This is a genomic window from Streptomyces sp. NBC_00872 (assembly GCF_045161915.1).
Classification (GTDB): Bacteria; Actinomycetota; Actinomycetes; order Streptomycetales; family Streptomycetaceae; genus Streptomyces.
In genome coordinates this window covers 879,987-892,425 of the sequence record NZ_CP108806.1, presented here as the reverse complement: position 1 = coordinate 892,425, position 12,439 = coordinate 879,987, and the positions used below count along the sequence as shown (strand labels likewise).

Genomic DNA, 12,439 nt, shown 5'->3' with positions numbered 1-12,439 from the left:
CCCTTTATAGCATCAGCGGAGAGCGCTCTCCGTGGTTGCCCCTGGTGAGCGCGGTGGCGCCGTGGACAGGGTGACCGGCGCCCCGAGCGGCAGATCCCCGGCCGAGCGTCCGCCGTGCAGGGTGTAGTCGCCGGGGGCGCACTCCCAGCGGTGGCGCTCCGTCGACCAGCGCGCCGGCGCGCGGCCGTCGACCCGTACCACCGCGACCACCTCCTCGCCGGGCTCCGCGACGACCGCCGTATATCCGACCAGCCTGTGCGCCGGTGGCTCCGCCGGCCCGGGACCGGACAGATAGAGCTGTACGACCTCCCGTCCGCGCCGCCCGCCCGTGTTGCGCAGCCGTACACGGACGTCGAAGGGCTCACCCGCGCCCACCGTGTCCGGTGCCTCCAGCGCGCCGTACGACCAGGTCGTATAGCCCAGCCCATGGCCGAACCAGTACGCGGGCGGGGCGTCCGATCTCAGCCAGGCGCGGTAGCCGACATACGGCCCCTCGGCGTAGACGAGTCTGTTCTCCTCGGGCCGGGTACGGAGTACGGGTACGTCCTCCCGCGCCGCCGCCCAGGTCGTGGGCAGCCGGCCGCCGGGCTCGGAGTGTCCGAAGAGCACATCGGCGAGACCGTCCCCGGCCTCCTGCCCGGGGAACCAGGCGAGCAGCAGCGCGGGCACCTCCTCACGCCAGGGAAGGGTGACGGGAGCGCCCGCGTTCACGATCACCACCGTCCGCGGATTGGCCCGCGCCACGGCCCGTACCAGCTCGTCCTGACCGTCCGGCAGCGCCAGCGAGTCCCGGTCGCGGCCCTCCGACTCGCTCTCCTCGGTGGTGCCGACGACGACCACGGCGACATCGGCGTCCCGCGCCGCCGCGACGGCCGCGGCGAGACCGGCCGCCGGGTCGCCGGGCGGCGGGGCGGCGGCCAGCACCGTGGCCACCCCGGTGCCGGGCGCGAGCCCGCGCCGGGCGACCACCTCGACCTCGGTCCCGGCGGTCAGCGCGACCCGTACGGACCGGTACGGCGGGGCGACATGGATCCGCGTCGGATCGTCGGAGTCCAGCGGGAAGGTGCCGTTCAGCACCGTGCGTCCGGCGACGGACAGGGTGACCGGTCCCCAGCCGCCGACCGCGAGCGTCCAGGCGCCGTCCCGGTCCGGGCGGATCAGCGCCCGGATCTCCACCGTCTCCGCCCCCGGCACCCGGGCGGGCTCCACGATCCGCCCCGACAGCCGGTGCTCCGCGTGGAGTTCGGTCCCGCCGGCGTCCAGCAGGCGTACCAGCACGCCCGGTTCGCCGTCGCGCGGGTCACGGGTCCAGCTCCGCTCCAGGGGCCTGGGCAGACCGCTCGGCGGCAGCCCCGGGACATGGGTCACCTCGGCCGATCCGTCCAGAGCGGCGGTGATACCGGCCAGCGGCGAGACCACGGAGGCGGGGAACACCTCGGCGCTGCCGCCGCCCTGGATACGGACCGCCGTGGCATGGGGGCCGATGACCGCGACGGAGCGCGCCCTCGCCGGGTCGAGCGGCAGCAGCCAGCCCTCGTTGCGCAGCAGGACCGTCCCCGCCGCGACCGCACGGCGCAGCAGTCCGCGCGGGTCTGCCGCCGGAGCCGACGGCCGCCGTGCCACGGGCCGCTCGCCCAGCGCGCCCACCCGGTCGGCGAGCCGCAGCAGTCTGCGCACCTTGTCGTCGATCCGTGCCACGGGGACCAGCCCCTCCCGTACGGCGGCGAGCAGCCCGTCGGCCCATGGGCTTCCGGGCCCCGGCATCGCCAGGTCCTGCGCGGCGCGCGCGGTGTCGAGCAGCGAGCGGACCGCGCCCCAGTCGGAGATCACCGCTCCCGTGAAGCCCCACTCGCCCTTGAGCGGCTCGGCCAGCAGCGGTCCCGCGGCCATCGTGACCCCGTTGACCTGGTTGTACGCGGACATCACCGCCCAGGCCCCCGCCTCGACGGCCGTCTCGAAGGGCGCGAGATACACCTCGCGCAAGGTCTGTTCGTCGACCCGTACGTCGACGGTGAGCCGGTCGGTCTCCGCGTCATTGGCGACGAAGTGCTTGGCGGTGGCCGCCACCCCGCCGCCCTGGACGCCCCGGACGAGCGCGGCGCCCGTACGGCCGGTCAGCAGCGGGTCCTCGGAGAAGCACTCGAAGTGGCGCCCGCCCAGCGGCGACCGGTGCAGATTGAGGGTGGGGGCGAGCAGGACGTCGACCCCCTTGCGCCGGGCCTCCGCCGCGAGCAGCCCGCCCAGTTCGGTGACCAGCTCCTCGTCCCAGGAAGCCGCGAGCGCGCTCGGGGAGGGCAGGACGAGGGAGGTGTCCCGTTCGTCCCAGGCGTCGCCGCGCACCCCGGCGGGACCGTCGGAGAAGGTGAGGGCGCGCAGTCCGAGGGCCGGTTCCGGGTGCGTACGCCAGTTGCTCGCGCCGGTCAGCAGCCGCACCTTCTGCCGGAGGTCGAGCTTCTCCAGCAGATGGCCGATCTCTTCCTCGGTCATAGGTGACCCCCTTCGCCCTCCAGCGGGAGAGCGCTCTCCCACTGGCTCGGCCAAGACTCGCGGGCGGGCCTCGGCGCTGTCAATGGCGGACCCGGTCCCGGCCGCCGACCGGGCAGGACACCGGTCGGCCGAACCGGGTTGCTGTCGCCGGTAGTTGAGGTCTTGTCACGGTGCGTACCCAGCCCGTAAGTTGTCCGGTTGCGACGTGTCCTACAGCCAGTGGGGGAGCCCAGTCATGGCCGCAAACGGTCGGCACCGCAGGTACCAGCCGAGCCGAATCAACCGCGCATCGCTGACCGTTACGGCGAGCGGAGCGGGGATGGCACTGCCGCTCATCGCCGCGGGGTCGGCGCACGGGGCGTCGGTGGACGTCTGGGAGAAGGTCGCGGCCTGTGAGTCGACGAACAACTGGCAGATAAACACCGGCAACGGCTACTTCGGCGGGCTCCAGTTCACCCAGTCCACCTGGGAGGCGTACGGCGGCGGGAGCTACGCGCCGCGCGCCGATCTGGCCACGAAGGACCAGCAGATCGCCGTCGCGGAGAAGGTGCTCAAGGGGCAGGGCCCCGGAGCCTGGCCCAACTGCTCGGGCCCGGCCGGACTGACCCGGGGCGGCGACGCGCCGGACATCGGCCCCGAGCGGACCGGCGACGGCGGCAACGCGCCCCAGGCCGCGAGCGAGAGGACGAGCGGCCCGCTCAGGACGAAGAGCGAACAGAGCCGGCAGACCGAGCAGACCCGGCAGAAGAAGCCCGCGTCGCCCACCACCGTCCCGACCCAGCGCGAGGGCTACACCGTGGCGCGCGGGGACTCGCTCTCCGCGATCGCCGTCGAGGAGTCCGTCAAGGGCGGCTGGCAGCGGCTGTACGAGGAGAACCGTCAGCTCATCGGCACCGACCCCGATCTGATCTTCCCTGGCCAGAAGCTCGTCCTGCATGTCCTGGCGCCCCCGAAGGGCGGCGGCACCGCGCGGCCCGAGGAGAAGGCGAAGCCCGCACCGGCCGAGAAGCCGAAGCAGACGGTCCAGCAGAAGCAGCCGGAGAAGCCCCGGCAGGCGGCGGCGAAGCCCAAGCAGGCCGAGAAGCCCAAGCAGGCCGAGAAGCCGAAGCAGACGGAGAAGAAGCAGCAGGCCAAGGCGCCGGCCCGCGCCGAGAAGCCGAAAACGGCCGCGGCCACCGCCCCCGTCTCCGCCTCCACCGGGACCCAGTACCGCCAGAGCGGCTCCTGGGCCAGCGGCTACCACACGGGTGTGGACTTCCCGGTCCCCACCGGCACCTCGGTGAAGGCCGTCGCCGCCGGACGCGTGGTCTCGGCCGGCTGGGCGGGCTCGTACGGCTATCAGATCGTCATCCGGCACGAGGACGGCAAGTACAGCCAGTACGCGCATCTCTCCGCGCTCAATGTGCGCGAGGGCCAGCAGGTCGGCGGCGGCCAGCGGATCGCGCGGTCAGGATCGACCGGTAACAGTACGGGACCGCATCTCCATTTCGAGATGCGTACGGGGCCGGACTACGGGTCCGACATCGATCCGCTCGCCTATCTGCGGGCCATGGGCGTCAGGCTCTGAGGGAGCGTCCGGGGCCGGGGACACCGTGCTGCCGCCTGCCCCGGCCGGTCCAGGACGGCCCGGGTGCCCGGAGGCCCCCTGGGCGGCCGACGGCGCTCCGGGCCCGCCCGCCCGCGAGGCCCCGAGGCGCTCCGTGGTGAGCATGATCAGCCCGCCCGCGGCGACCACACCGGACCCCAGCGCCAGCACCGTACCGAGCACGCCGTACCGGAACTGCTCACCGAAGAGCGTCAGACCCACGGTCGCGGCCACCACCGGATTCATGACGGTCACCGTCGCCAGCGGGGCGGCCAGCCCCGCGCCCCGGTAGGACGCCTGGGAGAGCAGCAGCCCGCCGACCGCGAGGACCGCGATGATCAGCAGGCTCGGAAGCCGCACGCTCGGTGTGTCCGAGGTCCAGTCCACCGTGACCGTCTTGGTGAAGACCGAGGCGATACCGAACGCGACACCGGCCGCGCCCGCCAGCAGCACGCTCCGTACGGCCGGCCGGCCCACGATCTGCGCGGCCAGGAAGAGCACACCCACTCCGCCCAGCGTGGCCGCGGCCAGAACCAGCCGCTCCCCGCCGTCCAGCGTGCGGGCGTCGCTGCCCGAGGTCAGCGCGAGCAGCCCCGCCAGCCCCACGCTCGCCATGAGCGCGCCGCGCCAGGCCACGCGGCCGGCCTTCCGGCCCACGAAGAGCGCCGCCATGGGCAGGGCGAAGACGATGGTGAGCGCGCCGAGCGGCTGGACCAGGCTGAGCGGCCCGTACGCCAGCGCCACGACATGGAGCGCCGCACCCAGACCGTTCAGCACCACGGCCGCCCACCACACCCCGTGGTGCAGCGGCGCGTAGGGGCGGTCGGGGGTGTTCGCCGCGACCCGCTCCTGGAGGATCGCGCCGGTCGCGTACGCGACCGCGGAGACCAGGGAGAGCAGCACGGACAGCGCGAGGGCACTCATGCCTCCCACGATCTCTCGTTCGTGCGTTCAGGGCGTCGTCCTGGAGAGGTCAATCCGGCGTACTGCTGTCGTAGTACGAGGTGGAACAGGATGTCCTCCCATGGAGGGTCGCCCAGGTCAGCGCCGGATGGATGGCCATGGGCGACGATGATCCGGGTACGCCGGGACCGGTCGCGGGCCGTGGCGGCCCCGGGAAGAAAATCACGGACAGTGAGGGAGAGGGAGCAGAGTGGATCAGCAGGACCCGCCGGACCGTATCGGTTCCGTGGCACTGGCGGAGATCGGCTCCGTGGGCGGATTCTTCGCCCTGCGGACCGGTGCGCCCGGTGGCGCGCACATTCCGCTCGCCCAGGTGTACGAAGGTGACCACGCCCCGCTGACGGCGCGGGTCGAGAGGGTCGCGGCCCGGCTGCGCGCTCCCGAACGCCGGATCGCCGCCTCCGTCGCACAGCTCGGTCTCGCCGCCCGGCTCTGGTCGGTCGCGCTCGGCGGCGCCGTACTGGCGGGCGCCGTGCCCGATCTGGATCCGCGCGGGCTGTACTGGGACCCGGATCTCACCTCGCCCGACGATCTCGTCCTCACCGGACCCCCGGCCGGAGCCATGACCGGGTCCACGGCCGGAGCTGTGGCCGGGCCCCCAGCCGTGACCAAAGCCGTGACCAAAGCCGTGACCGAAGCCGTGAGCGGAGCCGTCACCGGGGCGCGGGCGCTGCCCGCCACCGCGGCGAGCGTGCGCGAGGTGGTGCAGTACGGCCATCTCGTACCGCTCGCCGAGGCCCTGCGGCGCGACGGACGGATCTCGCCCCGGCTGCTGTGGGGCAACGCGGGCTCCGCCCTCGCCGGCGCCGCCCGGGAGCTGAGCGCCTGGGGAGAACGGAACGGCCGGCCCGGGGTGGCCGAGCGGACCGGCGCCCTGGCGGCGGAGCTTTTCGGCCATCCCGACCTGCGCGCCACCGGTGCCACGGTGGCCGGATCCTTCAGACGGCGCAGCTGCTGTCTCTATTACCGCTGCCCGGCGGGCGGGCTCTGCGGGGACTGCGTCTTCGACCGGCCGCCGTCGCGCTCTTCCGTCCAGGCCGAATCCGGGTGACCATGACAGGGCTGCGACCGCTAGGGTCTTTCGTTTGGATCTGGCTGGGTGAGGGAGCGGGGGCTGGTGCCGTGGATCGCAAGGCGGAGGAGGGAGTCCACGCGGAGCGTAGGCGACCGACGGCAACGCGGCGAGGCGCGGTGCCAGGGCACGCGAGCCCAGCAAGACCCAAACGAGAGGCCCTAGGGCGAGAACGGGGGATGGCGTGAAAGTCGGCCTGCTCACGCGCGAATATCCGCCGGACGTCTACGGCGGCGCGGGCGTCCATGTGGAATTCCTGGCCCGGGAGCTGCGCTCCCTGACCGATCTCGAAGTGCACTGCTGGGGCGCGGGCGGGGAGCCCGTACCGGCGGGGCCCGGGGGAGTGGTCCGGCACCGGGCCGCCCCCGGACTCGACGGAGCCAATGACGCCCTGCGCACCTTCTCCGTGGATCTGTCGATGGCGGCGGCGCTCGACGGGCGCGAGCTGGTCCACTCGCACACCTGGTACGCCAATCTGGCCGGCCATGTCGCCAAGCTGCTGTACGGCATCCCCCATGTGGTGACCGCGCACTCCCTGGAGCCGCTGCGCCCCTGGAAGGCGGAACAGCTCGGCGGCGGCTACGCCCTGTCGAGCTGGGCCGAGCGTACGGCCGTGGAGGCCGCGGACGCGGTCATCGCCGTCTCCCGGGGGATGCGCGACGACATCCTCGCCTGCTATCCCGCGCTGGACCCCGCCCGGGTGCATGTCGTGTACAACGGCATAGACACCCGGCTCTACCGTCCCGACCACGGCACCGCCGTACTGGACCGGATCGGTCTCGATCCCGAGCGGCCCTATGTGCTCTTCGTCGGCCGGATCACCCGCCAGAAGGGCGTCCCGCATCTGCTGCGCGCCGCCCGCGCGCTCGACCCCGGCGCCCAGCTCGTGCTCTGCGCGGGCGCCCCGGACACCCCCGAGATCGGCCGGGAGTTCCGGGAGCTGGTCGAGGAGCTTGGGCGGACCCGGGACGGTGTCCACTGGATTCCCGAGATGCTGCCGCGCCCCGAGGTGATCCAGCTCCTCACCCATGCCACGGTGTTCGTCTGCCCCTCGGTGTACGAGCCGCTCGGTATCGTCAATCTGGAGGCCATGGCCTGCGGAACGGCCGTCGTCGCCTCGGCGGTCGGAGGTATCCCCGAGGTCGTGGACGACGGGACGACGGGACTGCTCGTGCCGTACGACGAACGCCATCCGGAGGTCTTCGAGTCGGGACTCACCGAGGCCCTCAACCGGGTGCTCGACGATCCCGAGTCGGCGGCGCGGATGGGGGCGGCGGGCCGGGAGCGCGCCGTCGGCGCGTTCGGCTGGGACCGGGTCGCCCGCCGTACGTACGAGGTGTACCAGGAGCTTCTCAAGTCCGAATAGAGGGAGCGGCGATGCGTGGCGGACCTTCGGTGCTCGGGATCGTACTGGCGGGTGGCGAGGGCAAGCGCCTGATGCCGCTCACCGCGGACCGGGCCAAACCAGCGGTGACCTTCGGCGGTACGTACCGCCTCGTCGACTTCGTCCTGTCGAATCTGGTGAACGGCGACATCCTGCGGATGTGTGTGCTGACGCAGTACAAGTCGCACTCGCTGGACCGCCATGTCAGCACCACCTGGCGGATGTCCAGTCTCCTCGGGAACTATGTGACACCCGTCCCCGCCCAGCAGCGGCTGGGCCCGCGCTGGTATCTGGGCAGCGCGGACGCCATTCTCCAGTCGCTCAATCTCGTCCATGACGAACAGCCCGACTACATCGCGGTGTTCGGCGCCGACCATGTGTACCGGATGGACCCGCGCCAGATGCTCCGGCAGCACATCGAGAACGGCGCGGGTGTCACCGTCGCCGGGATCAGGGTGCCGCGCGCGGAGGCCTCGTCCTTCGGGGTCATCACCCCGGCCTCGGACGGCACCCAGGTGGAACGGTTCCTGGAGAAGCCGTCCGATCCGCCGGGCCTGCCGGGCGACCCCGACCGTGTCTTCGCCTCGATGGGCAACTATCTCTTCACCACCAAGGTTCTCGTCGACGCGCTGCACCGGGACGCGGAGGACGAGAACTCGGTGCACGACATGGGCGGTTCCATCCTGCCCATGCTCACCGAGCGGGGGATGGCCCAGGTCTACGACTTCCAGGACAACCATGTGCCGGGCGAGACCCCCAGGGAGCACGGCTACTGGCGCGATGTGGGCACGCTCGACTCGTACTACGACGCGCACATGGATCTGATCTCGCACCAGCCGGTGTTCAATCTCGACAACCGCCGCTGGCCCATCTACACCCATCCCGGCCAGCTGCCGCCCGCGCGCTTCGTGGCGGGCGGGATCGCCAGCGACTCCATCGTCGGACCCGGGTGTGTGATCCGCGGCCAGGTCACCCGCTCCGTGCTCTCGCCGGGTGTGGTGGTGGCGGAGGGCGCGGTGGTCCAGGGCTCCGTGCTGCACGACAACGTACGGATCGGGCGCGGGGCGGTGGTGCGCGGCTCGATCCTCGACAAGAACGTGGATGTGCCGCCCGGCGCGACGATCGGTGTCAATCCCGGGCGCGACCGGGAGCTGTACACGGTCTCCGGGAACGGGGTCATCGCCCTGGGCAAGGGACAGCGGGTCGTCTGACCGGCCCTGCCTTGCCCAGCCCGGAATGACCTGACCTGACCTGACTTGGCCGGACCGGAAGGGGTGCCCGGCGATCCGGGCGGCACCCCTTCCGGTCCGCCGCGGACCGGCCGTACAGGCGTACCGGTCAGAGCATCCGGCGCCGCCGGCCCAGCCAGGTCTGGGCGATCACCACCACCGCGAGAAACGCTCCGCTGACGACCTGCTGGTACGCCGAGTCCAGCGAACCGATCTGGTTGATCACATTCTGGATGACCTTCAGCAGCAGGACGCCCACGAGTGAACCGCTGATGAAGCCGAAACCGCCGGTCAGCAGGGTGCCGCCGATGACCACGGCCGAGATCGCCTCCAGTTCGAGACCGGCGCCGAGGATGGTCACCCCGGAGACCAGCCAGGCCGCGTTGAGCGCCCCCGCGAGTCCCGCGCAGAGCCCGGAGAGGGTGTAGACGGCGATCTTCGTACGGGCCACCGGGGCGCCCATCAGGGCCGCCGCGTCCTCGTTGCCGCCGACCGCGTACACATACTGGCCGAACCGGCTGCGGCGCAGCACGACCGCGCCCAGCACGAAGAGCGCCGCCGTGATCCACACCGGTACACCGATTCCCAGCAGTGTGTCCTGGCCGAGCCGGGCGAAGAAGGACGTCTCGTCCACCAGATAGGTGGTGGATCCCTCGTCGGTGACCGACAGCAGTACACCGCGCGCCAGCAGCATCGCGGCCAGCGTCACGATGAAGGGCGCCAGCCGGGCCCGTGCGATCAGCAACCCGTTGACCAGGCCGATCGCCCCGCAGACCGCGAGCGGCAGAAGCAGCGCGACGGCCGTGCCGTACCGGGAACCCCAGGCGGCGAGTACCCCGCCGAGTGCGAACAGCGAGCCCACCGAGAGATCGATACCGCCGGTGATGATGACAAAGGTCATGCCGAGGGCGACCACGGCGAGGAACGCCGAGGAGACCGCCATGTTCGCCAGATTGTCGCCGGTCGCGAAGGTGTCGAAGCCGATCGAGGCGGCGAGCGCCACCAGGATCAGCGTCACCAGAGCGCCGTGCCGCTGTGCGAACGCGCTGAGCCGCTCGGCCCGGCCCGCGCCGGGCTGTTCCTCCGTCACCCGCGCGGAACCGCCCTTCCCTCCCTTCCCGGCCTTGACGGCCCTCCCGTCCTTCCCCGCCCTCCTCCCGCCGTTCCCGGTCGTCCCGCCGTTCCCGGTCGTCCCGCCGTTCCCGGTCGTACCGCTCGTCCCGCCCTTCCCGGTCTCCACCGTGGTCATCGCTTCCCCCGTCCCCGTGCCGCGTAGACCGCCAGCACGATCACCACGGCCTGGGCGATCTGCGTCCAGGACGGCGGCAGATCGTGCTTGATGAGCGTGGCGGTCAGCAACTGGATCAGTACGGCGCCCGCCACCGTGCCGCCGATCCTGATCCGCCCGCCGCTCAGCGGGGTGCCGCCGACCACCACGGCGGTGATCGCGGACAGCTCCATCAGCGTCCCGAGCGAGGTCGGATCGCTCGCCTGGAGACGGGCCGTGGCCAGCACTCCGGCGATGGCGGCGAGCACGCCCGAGCAGATGTAGACAAGGATCAGCACCCGGCGCACCGGGAGCCCGGCGAGCTTCGCCGCCGGCCGGCTGTCACCGATCGCGAGGAGCTGCCGACCGAAGGTGGTGCGCCGTACGGTGAAGGCGACGGCGAGCGCCAGCACGGCCGCGATCAGCACCGGATAGGGGACGCCGAGCAGATCGCCCGACCCGAGCGAGGCCAGTCCCGGGTCCCGTACGTCCTTGAGCTGAGGGAGCAGCACCAGCGCCAGCCCGCGGCCCGCGACCATCAGGGCCAGGGTCGCCACGATCGGCTGCACCCCGATGAACGCGATCAGCGAGCCGTTGGCGAGACCGACCGCCGCGCCGCCGGCCACCGCCGCGATCAGCGCGATCCAGGGGCCGTAGCCGAGATAGAGCGAGAGCAGCGAGGTCGACAGCGCCATCACCGAACCGACCGACAGATCGACTCCCTCGCTGCCGATGGCCAGCGCCATGCCGAGCGCGACGACCAGTACGGGAGCGACCTGCACCGCCTGGGTGCGGAAGTTCTCGGCGGACAGGAAGTGCGGGGTGAAGAGGGTGTTGGCCAGCAGCAGCACGGCCACGCCCGCGTAGACGCCGTACTCCTGGAGGAAGGCCAGCGCCCGTGCCCGGTCCAGGGGTACGCGCCGGGCCGCCGCCAGCTCAGTCATCGTGGCCCCCCTCCTCCGAGGCGATGGCGCGCAGCAGCCGCTCCTCCGTCACCTCGGCCCCGGTCAGCTCCGCCACCACCGCGCCGTCCCGGAGCACCACGACCCGTTCCGAGCCCTCGATCAGCTCCTCCATGTCGGACGAGATCAGCAGCACCCCGAGCCCCTCGCCGGCGAGTTCGTCGATCAGGCCCTGCACCTCGGCCTTGGCGCCGACGTCGATGCCCCGCGTGGGTTCGTCCAGAAGTAGCACCTTGGGCCGCATCACGAGCCACCGGGCGAGCAGCACCTTCTGCTGATTGCCCCCGGACAGCTCGCCCACCTTCTGATGCGGTCCTGACGCCTTGATCCGCAGCCGCTTCACCAAGGTGTCCACCACCCGGTCGATCCGGGCGTCGTCCACCAGACCGAAGCGGGCGAGTCCGGGCAGCGCGGCCAGCGCGATGTTCTCCCGTACGGAGAGTCCGGGCACGATGCCCTCGGCCTTGCGGTCCTCGGGCAGCAGACTGATGCCCGCCCTGATCGCGGCGGGCGTGGAGCCGGTCCGTACGGGCACACCCGCCACCAGCACCCGGCCCGAGTCGGCCGGCAGCGCCCCGGCGATGGCCCTGGCGGTCTCGCTGCGGCCGGAGCCGAGCAGTCCGCCGAGCCCCACCACCTCACCGGGGCGGACCCGCACGGACACCCCGCGCAGTGAGTGACGGATCGTCAGATCCGTTGCTTCGAGCACCGGTTCGTCGTCCGTCCGGCGGGCCCCGGTGAACTTGGTGCGGCCCTCGCCGCGCACCTCGGCCATCTCCCGGCCCAGCATCAGCGACACCAGCCTCAGCCGGTCGAGTTCCGCGAGGGGGCCGGTATGCACCCGTCTGCCGTCGCGCAGCACGGTGACGGTGTCACAGATCTCGTACAGCTCGTCGAGCCGGTGGCTGACATAGATCACCGCGATCCCGCGCCCCTTGAGCGTCCTGACCACCTCGAACAGGGTGCGGACCTCGCGCGGTTCGAGCGAGGAGGTGGGTTCGTCCATCACGACCACCCGGGCGTCGGCCGCCACGGCCCGCGCCAGCGCCACCATCTGCTGGGCGCCGACACCGAGCGAGCGCAACGGGCGCCGTACGTCGACCCGCAGCCCGAGCGCGCGCAGCGCCTCGTCCGCCTCGCGGTGCATCCGGCGGAAGTCGATCAGCCCGAGCCGGCCGCGGGGCTCGCGCCCGAGGAACAGATTGCGGGCCACACTCATCAGCGGGACGAGATTGACCTCCTGGTAGATGGTGGAGATCCCGGCGTGCTGCGCCTCCAGCGGGGTGGCGAACCGTACCGGCCGGCCCGCGAGGACGATCTCGCCCTCGTCGGGCCGGTACACCCCGGTGAGCACCTTGATCAGGGTGGACTTGCCGGCGCCGTTCTCCCCGATCAGCGCGTGGACCTCGGCGGGCCCGACGGTGAGATCCACGCCGTCCAGGGCCCGCGCACCGGGAAAGGACTTGGTCAGTCCGCTGACCGACAGCATG

9 protein-coding genes are annotated in these 12,439 nt (G+C 72.2%); 4 read left to right on the top strand and 5 right to left on the bottom strand.

Annotated features, from left to right (window positions below; translation table 11 throughout):
• Window positions 1-12: 12 nt before the first annotated feature.
• Window positions 13-2,487: a glycoside hydrolase family 3 C-terminal domain-containing protein gene (locus OG214_RS03845; protein ID WP_405983769.1), complete on the bottom strand. Its 2,475-nt coding sequence runs from the start codon at window positions 2,485-2,487 to the stop codon at window positions 13-15.
• 235 nt (window positions 2,488-2,722) lie between these two features.
• Here OG214_RS03845 and OG214_RS03840 point away from each other — a divergent pair, with 235 nt between their 5' ends.
• The gene (locus OG214_RS03840) at window positions 2,723-4,054 is read left to right on the top strand and encodes a transglycosylase family protein (RefSeq protein WP_405983768.1); all 1,332 of its coding nucleotides are present in this window, start codon (window positions 2,723-2,725) and stop codon (window positions 4,052-4,054) included.
• Here OG214_RS03840 and OG214_RS03835 read toward each other — a convergent pair.
• Entirely contained in the window at window positions 3,935-4,996 is a 1,062-nt protein-coding gene (locus tag OG214_RS03835) for a DMT family transporter (protein WP_405983767.1), read from the bottom strand. The two genes, OG214_RS03840 and OG214_RS03835, sit on opposite strands and share 120 nt — an antisense overlap.
• Before the next feature lie 229 nt (window positions 4,997-5,225).
• Between OG214_RS03835 and OG214_RS03830 the strand changes: the two genes are divergently transcribed.
• From OG214_RS03830 to glgC, 3 genes are all read left to right on the top strand, one after another.
• Window positions 5,226-6,086: a (2Fe-2S)-binding protein gene (locus tag OG214_RS03830; RefSeq protein ID WP_405983766.1), complete on the top strand. Its 861-nt coding sequence runs from the start codon at window positions 5,226-5,228 to the stop codon at window positions 6,084-6,086.
• Window positions 6,087-6,291: 205 nt separating this feature from the next.
• Window positions 6,292-7,473 carry a glycogen synthase gene (gene glgA / locus OG214_RS03825; protein ID WP_405983765.1) on the top strand — a complete coding sequence of 394 codons (1,182 nt, stop codon included), beginning with the start codon at window positions 6,292-6,294 and terminating at the stop codon, window positions 7,471-7,473.
• Window positions 7,474-7,484: 11 nt separating this feature from the next.
• The gene (glgC, locus tag OG214_RS03820) at window positions 7,485-8,702 is read left to right on the top strand and encodes a glucose-1-phosphate adenylyltransferase (RefSeq protein WP_363084395.1); all 1,218 of its coding nucleotides are present in this window, start codon (window positions 7,485-7,487) and stop codon (window positions 8,700-8,702) included.
• Window positions 8,703-8,829: 127 nt separating this feature from the next.
• On the opposite strand, the gene OG214_RS03815 is transcribed toward glgC, so the two are convergent.
• From OG214_RS03815 to OG214_RS03805, 3 genes are read right to left on the bottom strand one after another with little or no spacing between them, the layout of a single operon-like run.
• On the bottom strand, window positions 8,830-9,969 hold the full coding sequence (locus tag OG214_RS03815) for an ABC transporter permease (RefSeq protein ID WP_405983764.1): 1,140 nt from the start codon (window positions 9,967-9,969) through the stop codon (window positions 8,830-8,832).
• Complete coding sequence (locus OG214_RS03810) at window positions 9,966-10,931, bottom strand: ABC transporter permease (protein ID WP_405983763.1); 966 nt, start codon at window positions 10,929-10,931, stop codon at window positions 9,966-9,968. Before OG214_RS03810 ends, OG214_RS03815 begins: the two co-directional genes overlap by 4 nt.
• Window positions 10,924-12,438 (bottom strand): sugar ABC transporter ATP-binding protein, encoded by a 1,515-nt coding sequence (locus OG214_RS03805; protein ID WP_405983762.1) that lies wholly within the window; start codon window positions 12,436-12,438, stop codon window positions 10,924-10,926. The genes OG214_RS03810 and OG214_RS03805 overlap by 8 nt, the downstream gene beginning before the upstream one ends.
• Window position 12,439: the final 1 nt, after the last annotated feature.